Source organism: Acidobacteriota bacterium (assembly GCA_039028635.1).
Taxonomy (GTDB): Bacteria; Acidobacteriota; Thermoanaerobaculia; order Multivoradales; family JBCCEF01; genus JBCCEF01.
Genome location: JBCCHV010000001.1, coordinates 1 through 19,244, shown reverse-complemented (window position 1 = coordinate 19,244; position 19,244 = coordinate 1). Strand labels below are relative to the sequence as shown.

Genomic DNA, 19,244 nt, shown 5'->3' with positions numbered 1-19,244 from the left:
GCCCGCCTTTCTCACGAGGTCTCCTCGCGAGAAGCGCGGGCTAGGGCTCAACCACGGTCTCCGGGCCTTCGAGACTCGCCATCACCTCCCAGCCGCCGGCGGCGATCTCGCGCCCGGCGACCTGCCACACCACCACCCGCGTCGCGGTCAGGACATCGTCTCCGGCTGCCGAGCGGGCCCGCAGCCGCTGACGTGCGCCGTTGGCGCCGCCGGCATCGATCGCCAGGCGATCAACGGCCACCTGCAAGCGAAAGGCGAGCTGTTCGGCGAGGCCGGCGCCCCGCCCCCAGCCCAGGCGCTCGTCCGAGAATACGTTGCTGAAGCTGTCGCCGAGGAGCAGCACCGGAGCTCCCGGTTGCGGGCCCCAGAGCTCGCCCTGCGGCGCGGTGACCTGCTGCACCATCACCCTTTCCTCGGCTCCCGGCTCGCCGCCGAGGGAATCCCTCAGATCGCCCCGTCCAACCACCTCGACCGGTCGGCGGGTCCAGGTGGCGGCTGCCTCCGCGGACGAGAGCCGCGGCGCCAGGCGCTCGGCAAGGCGAGCCGCCACCAACTCGACGGCCGCCGGGCTCCAGTGACTGTCGGACTTCAGAAAGGCCCCCTCGCCGAGCCGCTGGAGCAGGTCCGGAGCCGGATCGTAGAGCTCGACTCCCGCTTCCCACAGGGCGGATCGCCAAACCCGCTCGGCGGGCCCCATGAGGGGCTGCTGCGGTGCCGCCAGCCGCGGCGCCAAGCGTTGCGGAACCAGCGCCGCCTTCGACGGCGCGGGAACCACCACGAGATCGATGCCCTGGCGGGCCAGCAGCTTCGCGAAGGCCACCGTGGCGCGCTGCGGCGAGTCGTCGGCGGTGGGCTGCAGCAGCGACAAGGTGCCGGGGCGGAGGAACAACCATCCCTGCCGCCCCACCGCCACTTGAGAATTGCCTCCTTCCAGGTGAGAGCGACTCCACTGGGCCGGCCGACGGGCCCAGCGGGCGGCCGGGCTCGCGGCCACCAGATCGTCCTCGAAGCGCTCCATGGCGGTGCTCAGGGTGGCGATCCTCGGCTGCTCGCCGAAGGTGCGCCAGACCCGCCAGGGCACGTCGCCAGCGAGCTGATCCCACAGCGGTGCGATCAGCAAAAGCAGGACAAAGACGACCAACAGGCCGCGAGCGGTGCCGGCGGAGACTTCGGTCGGAGAGAGGGTGCGCGCCATCAGAAGCGGAAGTAGATGAAGGGGTTGTGCCCTTGGGTCGAAAGGAAGGAGAGGGCGGAAGCGAACAGGACCAGGGCGACGCCGGCGCGCCACGGGCTCAGGCTGCGGGTCCAGTCCCAAGTTTGCGGCGCCCGCCAGGTCACCAGCGCGGCGATCGCCAGAGTGAGAGTGAAGTAAGGCACATAGAGCATGCCCTCGAGGAGACCGGCCGCCAAGGGAGCTCCCTGCAGAGCGAACATGGCCCCCAGATAACGCCCCGCCGCCGGCAGGTCATCGGCCCGGAACAGCACCCAGCCGATGGTCACCAACAGGAAGGTGACGGCAGCGCGAAGCGGGCGCCAGCGCGATGAGGTGACCTGGCCGATGCCGAGCCAGCGCTCGACCGCGAGCAGCCCACCGTGAAAGGCGCCCCAGGCGACGAAGTTCCAGGCGGCGCCGTGCCATAGCCCACCGAGGAGCATGACCACCGCCAGGTTGCGATAGGTGCGCCAGCGCCCCTGCCGGCTCCCGCCGAGGGGGATGTAGAGGTAGTCCCGCAACCAGGCCGACAGGGAGATGTGCCAGCGGCGCCAAAAGTCGGTGATCGAGACGGCGCGATAGGGCGAGTCGAAGTTCTTGGGGAAGCGGAATCCCAGGAGCAGCCCCAGCCCGATGGCCATGTCGCTGTAGCCGGAGAAATCGAAGTAGATCTGGAAGCCGTAGGCGAAGGCACCGATCCAGGCGTCGAAGGGACGTAGCGAGCTGGCCGCGAAACAGAGGTCCGCGATCTCGCCGCAGGGATTCGCCAGCAGCACTTTTTTCGCCATCCCGAGACAGAAGAAGGAAGCGCCGCGGGCCGCCGCCGGCAGACTGCCGCTGCGGCTGCGGAGCTGCTCGGCGACCTCGCGGTAGCGCAGGATCGGCCCGGCCACGAGCTGGGGAAACATCGCCACGTAGCAAGCGAAGTCGCCGAAGCTCTTCTGGGGCGCGCCGCGACCGCGATAGAGGTCGAGGGTGTAGCTCATCGACTGGAAGGTGTAGAAGCTGATCCCCACCGGCAGAGTGACCTCGAGGACCGGTTCCCAAACAGCGTCCCAGCCCATCGCCTGGAGCGCCCCGCGGGCGCTGGCACTGAGGAATCCGGCGTACTTGAAGTAGGCCAGTAGGGAGAGGTTGCCCACCACCGAGGCCGCCACCGCCAGGCGGCGCAAACGGCGCGGATGGTCGCCGGAGACGACTCGACCACAGCCGTAGTCGAGCACCGTCGAGGCCAGCATCAAGGGCAAGAAAACCGGGTTGGCCCAGCCGTAGAAGCCATAGCTGGCGATGGCCAGGAAACGGTTGCGCCAGCGCAGCGAAGGCAGCAGCCAGTAGGCCGCCAGGACCAGCGGCAGAAAGTAAAAGACGAAGAGATGGGAGCTGAAGACCATCTCAGGGTGCGAGCCCCGCCGGGGAGCTCACGAGGGGCTCCGGTGCGGCGAAGAAGAGCTCTCCTGGTGTCAGCGTGTCGGCGAGAAACCGCCCCTCGAGCTGGGAATTGTCCGGCCAACGCTCGAGCCACAAGCGCACTCGCCGACCCGGCAGCCAGGCCGCCTCGGGGGTCTCCTCGCCATCGAGCAGGACCCAATGGGCGACGCGTAGCGGCGAGCCGAGGGCGGTCGGCTCCAGCGGGCGATAGCGAAAGACCGCTAGCGCGCGATCGTAGGGCGCGATCTCGGCCAGGGTCGGCAGGGTCGACCGCGCCATCAGCTCGGCCGTCACCCAGGTCCCCGACACCTTCTCCGGCCGCGGCCGACGGCGCCAATTCTCCGTCACCTCCTCGGCGGACAACACCCGATCCCAGAAAGCGACTCCCCACAGGCGGCCGCGCCAAGGCTCGCTCCCGCCCCATCCTTGGCCGACCTGAAGCGATCGGTCCCGCCAGTGAAAGAAATCGCCCTCGATCGGCCAAGCCTCGACGAAACGACCGTCGCGAAAGACCTGCAGCCGCCCGGGCTCGAAGGTGACGGCGAGATGACTAGCGGTCCCTGCCGCCACGGCTCCCAGGGCAACCCGCGAAGGCGGCCGGTCTCGCCGGCCGGTGCGCAGCTCGAAGAAGAGCTCATCCCCCCGCTGACGCAGCGCGAGATTGCCGGCGCGGCCGCCCTCCCCGAGAGCCAACAGTACGCCTTCTCGCTGCGGCGCCGCCGGCGGCGGCTCGAAGGTGAGCTCGACGGTGAACCGCTGCGTGCGCTGCAGGGCGCGGCGCAACTCCCGTCCGGCGTTCGCGGAGGCGAAGAAGCCACCGCTCGGGCGCAACGTGCCGCCATGATCGAGTCGCGCCAGGCCGCGAGCTTCGAGCTCGAAGCTGCGATCCGGACCGCCTGCGGGATCAGGGACGCGATTGGAAGCTCGCGAGGACTCCCAGAGGAACTGCAGCCCGCGGTCGGTGGCGGGCCAACGGGGAGCCGGAATCACCAGCCGGGTCTCCGCCAGACGGTTACTCGGGGACGCCAGGTCCTCGACGCCGACGAGGCGCAGCCGATCGGCCGACTCGAGAGGATCGACCAGCGTGATCTCCAAAACGTGGTCTTCCCCCGTCACCTTCAGCTCGGCGATCGCCCTTCCCGAAGCCAGCTCGACCCGCACTTCGGGAGACAGCTTCACCGGCTCGTCGAAGCGCACCCGGAGGCGGCGATCGGAGCGCTGCTCGAGGGCCAGAACCCGCGGCGGCGCTGCCGGAACGATCTCGACCACCCCTCGCCTTTCCTCGCCCTCTCGGCGGGCCACCACCTGGTAGACCCCGGGAGCTTCGTAGCGATGCCGACCGAGGGCATCGCGCTGCCCTTGGCCATCGCCGAAATCCCACTCCCAGACCTCTTCCCCAGCCTGGCCGAAGGCGATCGTCCAAGGCGCCTCACCGCGGTGGCGCCCGAGCTCGAGGGGGCGACGGAAGATCTCCGGATAGCGGTCCGGAGCCGGGTGGCGGGTCAGGCGAATCGGCTCACCACGAATTCGCTGGCCGCCGGCGGCGAGCTCGGCGACGAAGATGTCGTAGTCGGCCCGGTGGAAGGCATGGTCCCCGCCGGAGGCTCCCCATGCCAACAGCGACTGATCGCCGGAGACCATCGGGAAGTACAGGTAGCCCCGATCCCGCGGCAAGCGATCGTCGCCCTTGTCGAGCAGCGTGCTGACGGCACCGGAGGCCAGATCGAGGCGCTTGATGGGACCGCCGGCGCCGGCGACCCAAAAGCCCCATTGTCCATCGCGGGCGAAATAGGGCTGGCACCCGGCGCGCGTCGGGCGCGGCGTGATGCGTCGGGTCCGCTCGTCGAAGGGCGAAAAGGTGGGATAGCCGGTGGTGCCGTAGGAGAGGGTGGCATCGAGCAACCAGCCGTCGTCGGGCGGCGGCTCCGGAGTCAGGATCTCATCGCTCTCACCGCCCCGCCGCCAGCGGCGGGCCCTGCCCTCGGGTCCCATATAGATGAGCTCGTCGTCGCTGCGCCAAACCGCCACCCGGTGCTCCGAAGGAACCCGCGCCGTCGCAATCACCTGCTGACCGCCGCCGGCGAGCTCGAGCAACCGCAGCTCGCCGCTGCGGGGCGATGGCGCCTGCGGCAGAAAGCTCAGGTAGGCGAGAAACTTTCCCGACGGCGAAACGTGAGGACAGCAGTGGCTCCGGCCTGGCTCCGGCGGTGTCACCGGTCGCAGGCCACTGCCGTCGAGCTGGCGCAGCCACAAGCGCCAGCTGCCGTCGCGCGAGGACTCCCAGATGACGAAGCCATCCCCCAAATGGTCGGCCCCCAAGGCCTGCGCTGGCGGTGGCGGCGCCGACGCCGGCGGTGGCGCCAGGGTGCGCCAGGAGAGACCGAGAGCCAGGGCGCAGGCCAGGCCGAGCCAGAGCAGGTCGGTGCTCAGTTCTCTGCCCTTGCGGCGGCTCATGATGGGATCGGTCGACACCATGGGGCTCCACTTGGGGTACGGTAGCGCGCGCGGAGAGTGCCCAAGAATCGCAGTCTTTTCAGCCTGAGGGCTGCCGCGGACGAAGGCCCCTGGCAGCATCGAAGATACAGTAGCAAAGCCCGCGCGGAGAGCTGAATGCGCCCCATCATTCCCGTCCTTTCCCTTGCCCTGGTGCTGCTGACGCTGGCCCTTGGCGGGGCCTCCGCCGGCGCCTCTGAACTTCGCTTGACGGAGACCCTGGGGCGTAGCGATGTGCGGGTCCTGTCGTCTCGCTACGAGCTGACTCCGGGGACCACGGTGGCGGCCCTGGGACTCGAGGACCGGCTCGAGGCCTTGGGCTATCGGCGGGTGCGGCGGAAGCCCACCGAGGTCGGCCAGTTCTTTTGGGGTTACGAGGTCTTCTGGATTTACCAGCGGGCCGATCCCTATGCCTCGCGAAACCGACAAGCTCGCCTGATCGGCCTCGAGCTGCGCCGCTCCGACGGCCGCATCGAAGGCTTCCTCGACGCCACCGGTACACCCCTGGCGATCGACTCTTGGTCCCTCGAGGCGGAGGTGCTGGCAGAGTCCCTCGCCGGCGACCGGGCGCCGCGCCACCGGCTGCGCTTCGCGGACCTTCCGGAGCGCGCATGGCGCCCCCTATTGGCCGCCGAAGACGCCCGCTTCTTCACCCACCGCGGCCTCGACGGCCGCTCCATCGCTCGCGCCGCCCTCGCCAATGTCAAGGCCGGCGGCGTCGCTCAAGGCGGCAGCACGATCACCCAGCAGCTGATCAAGATGCGCGACCTGACGCCCAAGCGGTCCCTCGGCCGCAAGGTCTCCGAGGCGGTGCGCTCCCTCACCCTCGAAGCCGAGTACGACAAGGAGGAGATTCTCGAGGCCTACCTCGATCATGTCTATCTCGGACATGTGGACGGCCTGGCCCTTCACGGTTGGGGCGCCGGTGCCCGGGCCTACTTCTCGAAGCCCCCGGAAGAGCTCGATTGGGCTGAAAGCGCCCTTCTGGCGGCGATCGTTCAAGGCCCCAATCGGCTCTCCCCGCGGCGCCATCCGGAGCGCGCCCGGGCGCGTCGGGACTGGGTTCTGTCGCGCCTCGCAGAGCTCGAGTGGGCCCCGTCCCAAGAGATCGCCCGAGCCAAAGCTCGCGGGCTCGGGTTGAGGCCTTCGTCGCCGCCTCGCCGCAGCGCCTCCCATTTCGTGCGCTGGGTGGGAGAGGTGGCCCGGGAGTCGGCCGCCGGTCGTCTCGAGAAGGGTCGCGGCGTGGTGGTTTCGACCACCCTCGACCCCCAGCTCCAGCGCCTCGCCGAAGGCGCCGTGCGCGACGGCCTGTCGCGGCTGAAGCGGCAGCGTCGACGGCTGCGCAACCGACCCCTGTCGGCGGCCCTCGTCGCCCTCGACGTGCGCGATGGGCGGGTGCTGGCCTACGTCGCCGGCGACCCGGACCGCGAGGAGGATCGCTTCGACCGCGTCCGCCAGGCGCAACGTCAGCCCGGCTCGACGGTCAAGCCCCTGCTCCTCCTCGAAGCCTTCGAGCGCTGTGGCGAACGGCGACCGCTCTATCCCGCGGCGCGCATCGCCGACGAGCCCTTGACCCTCGACTTGCCCTCGGGTTCCTGGCGCCCGGTCAACAACGACGGTGAGTTCCGTGGCGTGGTCAGCCTGCGGCACGCCCTGTCGAGCTCCCTCAACGTCCCCTTCGCCCGCATCGCCGGCTGGTGCGGCCTGGGGCCGACGGCGGCCCGCATGCGCAAATCCGGCCTCGCCCTACCCGCCGAGCCACCGCCGTCCTTCGCCCTCGGCGCCGTCGAGACCAGCCCGCTGCGCCTGGCCGAGGCCTTCACCGTGTTCGCGACTCCCGGTCAAGCCCTGCGCCCCTTCCCGGTGGAGAGCCTCGAACGCCCCGGGGGCCGCCGCCTCGGCCGTTCCCTGTTGGCCCGCTCGGGCCGCGCCGCCCGACGCGTCGTGCGACCGGCGAGCGCCTACCTGGTGCGCGACATGATGCGAACCGCTGCCCGCGAGGGCACCGCCCGCGGCGGCGCCGTGGCCGGCTTCGATGTCGCCGGAAAGACCGGTACGTCCTCCGATGGCCGGGACGCCTGGTTCGCCGGCGATGCCGGCTCGATGGTGGTGGTGGTCTGGGTGGGAGTCGACGACAACAGTCGCGCCGGCCTCTCCGGGGCGGCCGCGGCGGCCCCCATCTGGCAGTCCTTCGTGGCCAGCGCGGCGGGCTCGCTGGCGCCGCGCCAGGTCGAGGCGCCGCGCGCCGTCGAACAGCACTACTACGACCCCAAGACCGGTCGCCGAGTGCGCGCCGAACGGCGCGGCGCCGAGGCCGAGCTCTTCCGCCGCGGAGCCTTGCCGCCCCACAAGCGCATCTTCCGCCGCGATCCGCCCCTACCGGTCGTCCGCTAGCAGGTTGCTGAAAAAGTCATCGGCAACCTGCGACCGGGCCCGAGAGGGCCCGGCGGCGAAGCCGTGAGACGGGGTGAGCCCCTGCGCGGGCCGCCGAAAATCGCACTTTTTCGGGCCGGGCCGCGCAGGCGAGGGGGCGCTTAGCCCCCTGAAACAAACAGCTAGCAGCGCTGGAAAAGTCGCAAAGCGGACTTTTTCAGCAGCCTGCTAGCAGGCTGCGCGAGCGCAGGAAGACGAGGGCCTGATCCCAGAGCTGATCGAGGCGATCGACCAACCGATGATCGCCGTCGGCGAAGAGATGGAGCTCGAGCTCTTCGAACTCGCAGTCGCGGACGAACGCCAGCACGTCGCGCCAGTCGACGGAAAGGTCGTGCTTGCCCTGGAAGATCAGGCTCGGCAGGCGATAGCGGCCGAGCAGGTCAGCGGTGGGATGGCGCAGCAGGTCTTCATACAGGTGCCAGCCGAGCTCGCACTCGACCAGCTCGGTGGCAAAGCGAAGGCGACCCTCGCGCCGCCACCGCTCCATGCCCTCTTCGCCGGCATAGGCCCGCAAGCCGGAAGCGAGCTCGAGGGCCGGCGCGATGAACAAGCCGGCTTCCGCCGCCGCCGGATTCTGGGCGGCATACCAGATCGCCGAGGCTCCGCCCATCGATGAGCCGAAGAGCACCCGGCGGGAGAAGCCGTGCTCGCCCAGGAAGCTCTCGGCGACGGCGATGTCTTCGAGATTGCGCCCCAAGGAGAGATCGAGGAAGGAGCCGTCCGATTGTCCGTGGGCGCGAAAGTCGAAGCTGCAGAAAGCCAGCCCTGCAGCCAGCGCCCGGTGGCGAAAGAAATCGGCCTTGTCTCCCTCTTGGCTCGAGCCGAAGCCGTGCATGTAGAGGATGGCGCGGTCGGTGGCGATCTCCGGCAGAGCGAGCTGCAGAGCGATCTCTTCACCGTTCTCGCCCACGGCTCGACGCGTTTCTTTCATCCCATCACCTCCGATTTCACCGCTCCGGCGCCCTCGCGACCGGGCAGTTCAACTCCCTGATGGCGAGAACTTTATCGCCATTCGGCGGGACTGAGAACCACCTTGGCCGGTGCCTTCTCCGGAGCGATTCGAAAAAAGTCTTCATCCAAAAAGCAGCCCTAGGCGAAAGGACTAGGCAGGAGATCGAGGAAGGAGCTCGACTCAGTCCCGAGTCGGTCGAACCTCTTCCCCGATCCCCCGAGAGGACCGGCCGCAATACCGCGGCCGGCCGAGGATTCTCAAAACTCTTGGAGGATGCCCATGAAGTCCAAGACTGCTCTTCTGTCCGCTCTCGCAGTTCTTCTCACCACCGTGTTCACCGGCACCGCCGTCGCCTCGCCGGCGCCCCTCAACGCCGTTATCAGCGTCGACGGCGGCAGCCCCGGCGCCGGCATGGTGCGGGTTCGCGTCGTCCACGCCTCGCCCGACGCCCCCAACGTCGATGTGCGCGTCGACGGTGGTCTGGCCTTCGAGAACATTCCCTTCGAGCAGGTGACCGACTACGCCATGCTGCCGGCCGGCACCTACCAGGTGCAGGTCGAGCCCGCCGGCGCCAACAACGCGGGTCCCTTCGTGATCGACGCCAATCTGACCCTCACCGCCGGCACCGACTACACGGTGGTGGCTTCGGATCTCCTCGCCAACATCACGCCGCTGGTGCTGGTCGACGACAACGCCGCTCCGGCGGCTGGTGAGGCCAAGGTGCGCTTCCTCCACGGCTCGGCCGATGCGCCGGCGGTCGACATCGCGCTGGCGAACGGCGGCGCGGTGCTGTTCCCGAACATCTCCTTCCAGGAGGCGAGCGACTACATCTCCGTGCCGGCCAACACCTATGATCTCGAGGTGCGGGTCGCCGGCACCCAGACGGTGGTCCTGACGCTTCCCGGCATCATGCTCAACGCTGACACCATCTACACCGCTTACGCCACCGGCCTGGTGGCCGATGGTGCCGCTGACCGCACCCTCTACGTGGCCAACGACCAGATCCGGGTCGAGGTCGACTGGACCGACTTCGAGAACCGTTCCGGCTTCGGCCGCGCCGTCGGCCGCACCGCCGAGAGCGGCTTCTTCTGGTTCTTCGACGACGACAATATCGAGCTGGTGATCAAGTCCCTCGATGGCTGCAGTGAGAACGGTTTCTTCTGGTTCTTCTACGGCGCCCTCAGCAACGTCGAGTACGACATCCGGGTGACCTACACGGCCACCGGCGAGAACCGCGTCTACCGCAACGAGGCGCGCAACTTCGGTTCCTTCGGCGACACCACCGCCTTCGCCTGCGCCAACTGACGTTCTTTCGCCATCATGGCATCGGCGGTCCTTCGCAGCCGCCGTTTCACGGAGGACCGTCCGGCCCCGACGGTCCTCCATCTCAACCCTCCCACGGCCATCCTCACGGATGGCCTCTTTTTGATTTTGGCGGAGGCTGTCGCCACCGATCCTGGGTTCAGCGACGGGAGACGAGCTCGATCCCCTGCTCGCTGGCGATGATCGCCGATCCTCCGGCCAGCCAATCACAGACCGCAGCACCGGCCAGCTCCCGCCGCCAACCTTGCAGCAGAGGAATCTCGGGCTCGACGTCATTGCCCGACAGGTACCAGCGCACCAGGCTCTCGAGATCGTCACGAGCCGCCAGGAATCGCGGCGCCACGCCGGCCTTCCGCGCCAGGGCCTGAACGATGGCCGAAGCCATGGCGCTCCACACCTTGCCGCGATCGCTCAGCGGCTTGGGGCGCTTCGGCAGGCTCGGGGGGTTGCCGGCGCCGGACTGCAGGATCTCCACCAGCGCGCTGCCGTGGCGGCGCACCAGACCGTCCTTGATGCCACGCATGGCGCCCAGGTCACGCGTCGACTTGGGCAACCGGCGAGCGATCTCGAGCAGCACCCGGTCCTGCAAAATCCACTGCGGCGGTGTATTGCGCTCGAGGGCCTGCTCTTCGCGCCAGGCGGCCAGCGCCCGCAGCGCACCCAACGCCGGCGGACGCAGCCGGTCCCAGCCCTTGACCTTGAGGAAGCGATCGCCCGGCGCCGGTCGAGTGGCGGCGGTCTCGGCCAGTCGTTTCGACTCCTCGGCGACCCAGGCGAGGCGCTGCCGGCCCTCGAGGCGCCGCACCAGCTCGCGGTGGAGCCGAGGCAGGTAGCGCACGTCATCGAGGGCGTAGCGCAGCTGCTCCGCCGCCAGCGGGCGACGATCCCAGTGGGTGAACTGGGCTCCCTTGTCGAGCTCGAGGTCGAGCAGCCGGCCGACCAGCGGGCCATAGCCGATCTGATCGCCGACGCCGACGAAGGCCGCTGCGATCTGGGTGTCGAAGACGTTGCGACCGCGGACTGCGAAGCGCTGGCCGAGAAGGGCGAGATCCGCCTGGCCGGCATGCAGCACCTTCTCGACGGCGGGATCCGCCACGAGCTGCGCCAGGGAACCGACGTCCACCGCCAACGGATCGACGGCCGCGACCCGGGGGTCCTCGACCTCGCCCCAACCCACCTGCACCAGGCACAGCTCGGGGACGTAGCGCGACTCTGAAACGAACTCCAGGTCGATGGCGAAGCGGCCGACACTGCGCAGCTCGTCGACCAGGTGCTCGAGGGCCGAGGCATCGCCGATCACCGCCCCGGAAGCGCTCATCGCCCACCTCCCGCGGCTCGACCCAGCGCCTGCGCCAGCCTCGCCATCGCATCGGGATCATCGCCGGCACCCGGCCAGTAGAGCTTCCGTCCCTTCATCGCCGCCGCCAGGCGTTCCCAGGCGGCGCGATTCTGCACCGCTTTGCCGGTAGCCGTTCGCCATCCCTTGCGACGCCAGCCGGCCAACCAGCGGGTGGCCCCCAGGCGCAGATAGTCGGAGCCGGTGAAAACCGACAGCGAGCCGTCCCCGGCGGCCGCTTCGAGAGCCTCCGCCGCCGCCAGAACCTCGAGCTCGTTGGCGGTGGTGCGCTGCCGGCGGCCCTGCAGGACCCGCTCGCCGGCGGCATCGCGGATCAGCGCCGCCCAGCCTCCGCGGCCGCGCGAGCAGGAGACCTTGAGAAAGACCTCGCCTTCGGCCACGGGCGGGGGCGGCGGGCTGGGGCGCAGCTTGCGCCCGGCCTCCGTGGCCAGCTCGTCGGCACGCTCGTTCCAGCGATCGCCGGAGTGCCCCTTGACCCACGACCACTCGATGCGGTGGCTCGAGATCACCGCGGCCAGGCGCTTCCAGAGATCGGCATTGAGCACCTCGTCGCCGGTCTTCTTGCGCCAGCCGCGGGCCTGCCAACCGGCGAGCCACTCGGTCACCCCGCGGCGCAGGTACTGCGAATCGGTGATCAGCCGAACCTCGCGCGGCTCCCCGCCGAGGGACTCGAGGGCGCGGATCGCCGCCGTCAGCTCCATGCGGTTGTTGGTGGTGCGCTCCTCGCCACCGGAGAGCTCGCGGACCTCGGAGCCTTCCAGGAGAACCGCCCCCCAGCCTCCCGGGCCGGGATTGGGACTGGCGCCGCCATCGGTGTAGATCGTCAGCAGGTTCGTGTTCATCGCTTTCCCTCGCCACGCCTCGTACGGCCGGCAACGCCGACCGCCGGCGCACTCGCTTCCTCGAGAATCAGTGCTCCAGGTAGGTGTATCCGGACAGGCCGGTCTCGTAGAGGGAGATCAGGTCGCGGGCCTCTTGGCGGCTCATCATGCCACGGCGCAAGGCACCTTCGGCGGAACGCCGAATCCGCGCCAGCAGCTCGCGGCGCGAGTAGCGCACGTAGCGCAGCACTTCGGTGACGGTGTCCCCCTCGACGACGTCGTCGATGCTGTAGCCGCCCTCCCGGTCGAGGGAGACCTGCACCGTGTTGGTGTCGCCGAAGAGATTGTGCAGATCGCCCAGGGACTCCTGGTAGGCCCCCACCAGGAAGACGCCCAGGAGGTAGGGCTCGCCCGGCCGCAGCCGGTGGAGCTCGAGCAGCCGCTTGACCTGGCGCCGATCGATGAAGCGGTCGATCTTGCCGTCCGAATCGCAGGTGATGTCGGCCAGCGTCGCCCGCCGCTCCGGCTCCTCGTCGAGGCGGTGAATGGGCATCACCGGAAAGAGCTGGTCGATGGCCCAGGAATCGGGCAGCGACTGGAAGATCGAGAAGTTGCAGAAGTAGGTGTCGGCGGCCAGATGCTCGAGGCTTTCGAGCTCGTCCGGCATCTGGCGACGGGCCCGAGCGATGTCGAGAATGCGCCGACAGGTGGCGAGGAAGATGTCGTCGGCGAGGGCGCGATGCTCGAGGGAGAGGTGGCCGAGGCTGAACAGGCTGAGGCACTCGTCGCGGTAGGAGAGGGCGTCGTGAAAAGTCTCGAGGAAGTTCTCCTCGCTGAGCTCGTGGTGGCCGTCGAGAAGGTTGCGCAACGGCGCCTCGACGTCGTCCGGCAGGGCTTCGGGGATTTCGCCGACGGTGAACTCGGCGACGCCCAGGGTCTCCACCACCAAGGCGGCGTGGTGGGCGACGGTGGCGCGGCCGGACTCGGAGACCAGCACCGGATGGGCGACGCCGGCGGAGTCGCAGACGTCCTTGACCCCGAAGACGACGTCGTTGGCGTACTCCTGCAGGGTGTAGTTGAGGGACGACGCGAAATCGGTTCCCGAGCCGTCGTAGTCCACCCCCAGACCTCCGCCGACATCGAGAAATCCGAGGGGCGCCCCCATGCGCACCAGGTTGACATAGAGCCGGCTGGCTTCCCGCAGAGCCTCCTTGACCGAGCGGATGGCGGAGATCTGGCTACCGATATGGAAGTGCAGGAGCTGAAAGCAGTCGAGCATGTCGGCGGCGGCGAGAAAATGCACCGCCGCCACCAGGCCACGGCTGCCGAGGCCGAACTTGGAGCCGTCGCCACCGGACTCTTCCCAATGGCCGGAGCCGCGGGCCGAGAGCCGAGCCCGAATCCCCAACATCGGTCGCACCTTGGTGCGCTCCGCCACCCGCCGGACCAGCTCGAGCTCGCTTTGCTTTTCGACCACCAGCACGACCCTGAGGCCCAGCTTGGAGGCCAACAGGGCGGTCTCGACGTACTCTTCGTCCTTGTAGCCATTGCAGATGATCAGGGCTGCGGGATCGTCTAGCATCGCCATCACCGCCAGCAGCTCGGGCTTCGAGCCGGCTTCGAGGCCGTAGTTGTACGGCCGCCCGTACTCGACCAGCTTCTCCACCAGGAAGCGGTTCTGATTCACTTTGATGGGATAGACGCCCTGATAGCTGCCCCGGTAGTCGTAGGCGTCGATGGCGCCTTCGAAGGCGGCGTGGAGCTCCTCGACCCGCGCCTTGACGATCTCCGAGAAGCGGATCAACAAGGGCAATCCGATGCCCCGCTCGCTGACCTCGTCGACCAGCTCCTTGAGATCGATGCGGGGACCAGCCTCGCCTTCCGGATGGACGGCGAGGGTTCCCGCCGGCGTCGCCGAGAAGTAACCGTTGGCCCAGCCTCCGATGTTGTAGAGCTCGCTCGAGTCCTCGGAAGACCAACGCGAAGCGAGAGATTTGGGCGCCATGGGGCGATCTCCTGTGCGTCTCGGAAGTCCTTCGATCTACCGTTCGTGATGTCGGGGCGCCCAGGGCGGCGGCCGCCGGAGCGCCTAGGGCGGCGGCAGCCTAGCACCATCCGGTCGGGTCCGGAAGGTCAGCTCTGGCAGCTCGTGATACCCCTGCGGGATGGGCAGGATCTGCCGCAGATAAGGGGCGACGCCGAGATCCCGGTCCCAGTCTCGCGGGTAACCCAGCGAGCTCTCCTCGAAGGCGATGCCATCGCGCCGATGGGTCGCCCGGACGTGGAGATGACCGTGCACCACGGCCAGTGCATCGAAACGCAGGTGCCAGTCGGTGGTACGCCGGGTACCGCACCAAATCGAGAAGCGCGGCACCTTGCGCAAGGTCAGGATGTCCTGGCGCAGCGGCCAGTGATTGATCAACACCGTCGGCCCCTCCACCGCCGAAAGCCGTTCCTCGGCCTGGTCACAACGGGCCCGGCACCAGGCCTGCCGGCTGGGATAGGGATCCGGATAGAGGAGCATTTCGTCGGCGCAGACGATCTCCGCCTCGGCGGCCCAGGCGACCGCCTTCTCCACCGCCACCTCGTCGGGCCGAAAGGTGTAGTCGTAGAGCAAGAAGAGCGGCGCCAGGGTGCACGGCGACCCTTCGCCGGTCCAGCGCGGGAAGGGATCCTCCGGCGTCAACACTCCGGCGTCGCGGCAGATCGACACCAGGTGCTCGTACTTGGCGACGCCGCGCCGCGGGTCGGGATCGTTGGGCAGCGTCCAGAGGTCGTGGTTGCCAGGCACCCAGATGAGCTGGGCGAAGCGCGGCGTCAGGGTGTGCCAAGCCCAGCGCATCAGATTCGCCGATTCGCCGACGTCGCCGGCCACGATCAGCCAATCGTCGGGCATCGCGGGCAGAGCTTCGAGGGCCTCACGGGTCTCGCGATGGCGCAGATGGAGGTCGGCGATGGCGTAGAGCTTCATGATGACGATTCCGTGGTTCCAGCGCGATCGGTTTTCGAGACTCGGCCGCTGATTCTCAAGCGCGCGCGAGGGGAAAAGCCAGCACCTCGTCGAGGTGGTCGGCGCCGGCGGCGATCATCGCCAGGCGATCGAACCCCAGGGCCACCCCGGACGCCGCCGGCATGCCCGCCTCGAGGGCGGCGAGGAAGCGCTCGTCGAGGGCGACCGGCGGCAGGCCCGCAGCGCGTCGTCGCTTGAGATCCGCCGCGAAACGCCGGCGCTGCTCGACGGCATCGGTGAGCTCGTGGAAGCCGTTGGCGAGCTCGATCCGGCCCCAGTAGACCTCGAAGCGCTCAGCGACCGGCGGATCCCCCGGTCGCAGCCGCGCCAGGGCCGCCTGGGAGGCCGGATAGTCGTAGAGCAGGGTCGGCCGATCGCTGGCGAAGGAAGGCTCGACGCCGTGGGTCAGGAGGTAGTCGAGGCGACCGTCGCGATCGTCCTCGGCGAAGGCAGGAGGGGACGTCGGCAGGGCGGCGATCACGGCATCGAGGACAGCCACCGGCGCGCTGTGGGGATCGATCGCGAAGACCCGTTCGAAGGCCTCGCGATAGGACAGCCAGTCCGCTTCCGGCGCCGCCACGACCTCACGGAAGAACGACTCGACCTCAGCCATCAAGGCGTGATGATCGAATCCCGGACGGTACCACTCGAGAAGGGTGAACTCGGGATTGTGGTGTCGCCCCGACTCGCCATCGCGAAAGGCCTTGCCGAGCTGAAAGATCGCCCCGAGACCCGCCGCCAGAAGCCGCTTCATGGCGTACTCCGGCGAGGTTTGGAGGAAGTGCTCCCGGCCGCCGACGGCCGCTGAAATGCTGGCGAGATGGAGATCCGTGACGGTCGCCCCGCAGAGCAGCGGAGTCTCCACCTCGAGCACTTCGCGGGCGGCGAAGAAAGCCCGCACTCGAGCCGCCAGGCGCGCTCGCAGGCGCAGGGCCTCGGGCGCCGCCGTGGGGCGCCACTGGGGCCCTCCGGAAGGCGAAATGGGGGCTACTCCTTGGCGCGTGAAACGTAGTTGCCGGTGCGCGTGTCGACCCTGAGCAGCTCCCCTTCCTGGATGAAGAGGGGAACTCGCACGACGGCGCCGGTCTCGAGGGTCGCCGGCTTGTTGCCACCGCTCGAGGTGTCGCCACGCAGACCGGGATCGGTCTGGGTGACCTTGAGGACGACGAAGTTCGGCGGCGCCACGAACAGCGGGCTGCCGTTGTAGACGGTGACGGCGCAGATGTCCTGCTCTTTGATCCACTGCGCCGCATCGCCTACGGCGTCGGCGTTGGCCTCGTGCTGCTCGTAGGTTTCCGGCACCATGAAGTGCCAGGTCTCGCCATCGTTGTAGAGGTACTGCATGTCGGTCTCGCGAACGTCCGCGGCCTCGACACTCTCGCCGGACTTGAAGGTCTTCTCGATCACCCGTCCGGTGAGCAGATTGCGGTACTTCACGCGCACGAAGGCCTGGCCCTTGCCGGGCTTGACGAACTCGTTGTCGATGATGGCGCACGGGTCCCCGTCGATCAGAATCTTCAGGCCCGACCGGAACTCGTTGGTGCTGTAGCTCGGCATACTCTCCTCACCCGAAACCCACTGGAAATTGTCTTGAAAGGATCGACCCGAAAGGGTACCTTCTGGCGATGATATCGCGAAGCGAGGGCGACTTTGACTGGCAATCTTCCTATCGCCAGGCGATCACCGACGTCGGTGTCCTGCTCGACCATCTGGAGCTGACCAGTGACCAGGTCGAGCTGCCGGACGAGCACCTCGACTTCCCGTTGCGGGTGCCACGGTCCTTCGTCGCCCGCATGCAGCCGCGCGATCCCCGCGACCCTCTGCTGCTGCAGGTGTTGGCGACCCGCGCCGAGGAGTCGCGGCATCCGGACTACGTCGATGATCCCCTCGCCGAAGAGCAGGCCATCAAAGCACCGGGCCTGCTGCACAAGTACCGCGGCCGCGCCCTGCTGGTGGCCACCGGGGCCTGTGCCGTGCACTGCCGCTACTGCTTCCGGCGCCACTTTCCCTACGGCGAGCAAAGCGCGACGCAGCGGGTTCGGCGCCAGGCCTTGGCGGCCCTCGAAGGGGATCCTTCGATCCGCGAGATCATCCTCAGCGGCGGCGACCCCCTGTCGCTGTCGAATCGCGCCTTCGGTGAGCTCGTCGCCGAGCTCGCCGCGATTCCCCACCTGCGCCGGCTGCGCATTCACAGCCGGCTACCGATCGTCCTGCCGGAGCGGGTCGACGCCGGGCTCCTCGAGATCCTCGGCGGGCCCCGTTTCCAGACCGTGATGGTGGTCCACGCCAACCACCCCCGCGAGATCGACGACCAGGTCGGCGACGTACTGCAAAGGCTGGTGGCAGGCGGCACGACGGTCCTCAACCAGGCCGTGCTGCTGGCGGGCGTCAACGACCGGGTCGACACCCTGTGCGAGCTCTCCGAGAGCTTGTTCGCCAACCGCGTCCTGCCCTACTATCTCAATCTTCTCGACCCGGTTGCCGGTGCGGCTCACTTCGACGTTCCGGAGGGGCGCGCTCAGGAGCTGCTCGCCGCCACCGCCGCTCGCCTGCCCGGTTATCTGGTACCCCGGCTGGTGCGAGAAGAGCCCGGAGCCGCCGCCAAAGTACCCGTCGACCTACGCAGCGCCTACCGCGCGGAGCCCTCCCAATGACCCGCTCGAAACCCTCTTGGTTCAGTCACCGGCAGCCCCGGCCGCAGGCCGAGGTTCGCCTGTTCTGCTTCCCCTACGCCGGCGGCGGAGCGTCGATCTTTCGCCTCTGGCCCCAAGAGCTGCCGGCGGCGATCGATGTCTGCCCGGTTCAGCTTCCGGGGCGCGAGAACCGCATCCAGGAGTCCCCCTATCGCAGCGTCGAGCCGCTGGTGGAGGACTTCGGCGAGCGCCACCGCTCCTGGTTCACGGATCTGCCCTTCGCCTTCTTCGGCCACAGCATGGGGACGCTGATCGCCTTCGAGCTCAGCCGCTGGCTGCGACGGCAGCAGCTGCCGGCTCCCCGGCACCTGTTCATGTCGGCCCATCGTGCCCCCCACCAACCGCTGCGCGAGGAAGCGATCCACGATCTTCCTCCGGAGGAGTTCCGGGATCGGCTGCGGCGCCTCAATGGCACCCCCGAAGAAGTCCTCCAGCATCCCGAGCTGATGGAGCTGCTGGAGCCCGTCCTGCGGGCCGACTTCGCCCTCAACGAGACCTATCGCTGCGCTCCCGACGCGGCCCTCGACATTCCCATGTCGGCCTTCGGCGGCGTCACCGACGGCGACGTCACGGCCGATGATCTGGAGGCCTGGCGGCAACATACCCGGGGAGCCTTCTCCAGCCGCCAGTTCCCCGGGGATCATTTCTTTCTCCATGGCCCCGAGGGCGCCAACCTGCGCCGGCTGGTGGTCGAAACGCTGCTCCCCTCCAGCTCCTGAGGCCCGGCCCTGGTCCCTTCATCGGCCGGTTTACGCCCTTGACTTACGCCTTGTTTACGCCTACAATCTCACCCAGAATCAAGGTGGGCGGATCAGCCTCTGCCGGAAAAAGGGAATCGGGCATGGTGCCCGTCGCAGAAGGAGAAAGGGATGGTTCAGGGCACGCACTTCGACGGTATCGGGCAAGCGCTTCGCCGCCTACGGGTTCACCGTGGGCTGAAGCAATTCGAGGCCGCTCAGGCGGCCGGCATCACCAAGGCCATGCTCTCTGCCTACGAAACCGCCAAGCGACGCCCCTCCCTGGGTACCCTCGCCCATCTCCTCGACGCCCTGGGAGCCGACCTCGGCGACCTCCACCGCGCCCTGGTCGCCGAGCAGCGGGATCAGGCCCTGCTCTCGCCCCGGCCCTCACCGGAAGCTCTCTACCGCCGCCTGCCGGCGCCGGCCCTCGAGGTCGCCGAGAATCCGGATGTCTACCGCGTTCTGGGAGTTCAGGATCCGCTGCCGCCGGCCGAGGAGCTGGCCTTGACGGAGATGCTCGGCGGCTTTCACAAGCTGCTGCGCTATCTCCACCTCGAGCAGGCTCGGCGAGCCGCCCGCGAGGCGCGCAGCGACCGACGATCGGCCAACGGCAAGGGCTAGCAGGCTGCTGAAAAAGTCCGCTTCGCGGCTTTTCCAGCGCTGCTAGCTGTTTGTTTCAGGGGGCTAAGCGCCCCCTCGCCCGAAAAAGTGCGATTTTTCGGGCTCACCCCGTCTCACGGCTTCGCCGCCGGGCCCTCTCGGGCCCGGTCGCAGGTTGCCG

Annotated in this window: 15 protein-coding genes; 5 read left to right on the top strand and 10 right to left on the bottom strand. The window is 68.7% G+C overall.

The genetic code is table 11. The features are described from left to right. Window positions 1-40: 40 nt before the first annotated feature. From AAF604_00075 to AAF604_00065, 3 genes are read right to left on the bottom strand one after another with little or no spacing between them, the layout of a single operon-like run. Window positions 41-1,195, bottom strand: coding sequence for a hypothetical protein (locus tag AAF604_00075; protein MEM7048019.1), 1,155 nt, complete (start codon window positions 1,193-1,195; stop codon window positions 41-43). Continuing rightward, window positions 1,195-2,604, bottom strand: coding sequence for an MBOAT family protein (locus tag AAF604_00070; GenBank protein ID MEM7048018.1), 1,410 nt, complete (start codon window positions 2,602-2,604; stop codon window positions 1,195-1,197). The genes AAF604_00075 and AAF604_00070 overlap by 1 nt, the downstream gene beginning before the upstream one ends. A 1-nt stretch (window position 2,605) precedes the next feature. After that, on the bottom strand, window positions 2,606-5,095 hold the full coding sequence (locus tag AAF604_00065; GenBank protein ID MEM7048017.1) for a LamG-like jellyroll fold domain-containing protein: 2,490 nt from the start codon (window positions 5,093-5,095) through the stop codon (window positions 2,606-2,608). A gap of 156 nt (window positions 5,096-5,251) precedes the next feature. Between AAF604_00065 and AAF604_00060 the strand changes: the two genes are divergently transcribed. Continuing rightward, window positions 5,252-7,528, top strand: a complete 2,277-nt coding sequence (locus AAF604_00060; protein ID MEM7048016.1) for a transglycosylase domain-containing protein — start codon at window positions 5,252-5,254, stop codon at window positions 7,526-7,528. Between the two features lie 196 nt (window positions 7,529-7,724). Here AAF604_00060 and AAF604_00055 read toward each other — a convergent pair whose 3' ends face one another. Beyond that, window positions 7,725-8,498: an alpha/beta fold hydrolase gene (locus AAF604_00055; protein ID MEM7048015.1), complete on the bottom strand. Its 774-nt coding sequence runs from the start codon at window positions 8,496-8,498 to the stop codon at window positions 7,725-7,727. A 300-nt stretch (window positions 8,499-8,798) separates the two neighbouring features. Here AAF604_00055 and AAF604_00050 point away from each other — a divergent pair, with 300 nt between their 5' ends. Next, window positions 8,799-9,824 carry a DUF4397 domain-containing protein gene (locus tag AAF604_00050; GenBank protein ID MEM7048014.1) on the top strand — a complete coding sequence of 342 codons (1,026 nt, stop codon included), beginning with the start codon at window positions 8,799-8,801 and terminating at the stop codon, window positions 9,822-9,824. 157 nt (window positions 9,825-9,981) lie between these two features. Here AAF604_00050 and AAF604_00045 read toward each other — a convergent pair whose 3' ends face one another. From AAF604_00045 to efp, 6 genes are all read right to left on the bottom strand, one after another. Continuing rightward, window positions 9,982-11,160 (bottom strand): HRDC domain-containing protein, encoded by a 1,179-nt coding sequence (locus AAF604_00045; protein MEM7048013.1) that lies wholly within the window; start codon window positions 11,158-11,160, stop codon window positions 9,982-9,984. Further along, the gene (gene rnhA / locus AAF604_00040; GenBank protein ID MEM7048012.1) at window positions 11,157-12,041 is read right to left on the bottom strand and encodes a ribonuclease HI; all 885 of its coding nucleotides are present in this window, start codon (window positions 12,039-12,041) and stop codon (window positions 11,157-11,159) included. Before rnhA ends, AAF604_00045 begins: the two co-directional genes overlap by 4 nt. A gap of 67 nt (window positions 12,042-12,108) precedes the next feature. Next, window positions 12,109-14,025: a biosynthetic arginine decarboxylase gene (gene speA / locus AAF604_00035; GenBank protein ID MEM7048011.1), complete on the bottom strand. Its 1,917-nt coding sequence runs from the start codon at window positions 14,023-14,025 to the stop codon at window positions 12,109-12,111. 84 nt (window positions 14,026-14,109) lie between these two features. After that, a complete protein-coding gene (locus tag AAF604_00030) occupies window positions 14,110-14,991 on the bottom strand; it encodes a metallophosphoesterase (GenBank protein ID MEM7048010.1) in 882 nt (293 codons plus the stop codon). A 55-nt stretch (window positions 14,992-15,046) separates the two neighbouring features. Further along, complete coding sequence (gene epmA / locus AAF604_00025; GenBank protein ID MEM7048009.1) at window positions 15,047-16,012, bottom strand: EF-P lysine aminoacylase EpmA; 966 nt, start codon at window positions 16,010-16,012, stop codon at window positions 15,047-15,049. A gap of 5 nt (window positions 16,013-16,017) precedes the next feature. Further along, complete coding sequence (gene efp / locus AAF604_00020) at window positions 16,018-16,587, bottom strand: elongation factor P (GenBank protein MEM7048008.1); 570 nt, start codon at window positions 16,585-16,587, stop codon at window positions 16,018-16,020. Window positions 16,588-16,655: 68 nt separating this feature from the next. Between efp and epmB the strand changes: the two genes are divergently transcribed. The 3 genes from epmB (at window position 16,656) to AAF604_00005 (ending at window position 19,084) form a co-directional block, all read left to right on the top strand. Then, entirely contained in the window at window positions 16,656-17,684 is a 1,029-nt protein-coding gene (gene epmB, locus AAF604_00015; GenBank protein MEM7048007.1) for an EF-P beta-lysylation protein EpmB, read from the top strand. Next, window positions 17,681-18,442, top strand: coding sequence for a thioesterase domain-containing protein (locus AAF604_00010; protein MEM7048006.1), 762 nt, complete (start codon window positions 17,681-17,683; stop codon window positions 18,440-18,442). Before epmB ends, AAF604_00010 begins: the two co-directional genes overlap by 4 nt. Before the next feature lie 150 nt (window positions 18,443-18,592). Continuing rightward, window positions 18,593-19,084 (top strand): helix-turn-helix transcriptional regulator, encoded by a 492-nt coding sequence (locus AAF604_00005; protein MEM7048005.1) that lies wholly within the window; start codon window positions 18,593-18,595, stop codon window positions 19,082-19,084. The last annotated feature ends 160 nt before the right edge of the window (window positions 19,085-19,244 follow it).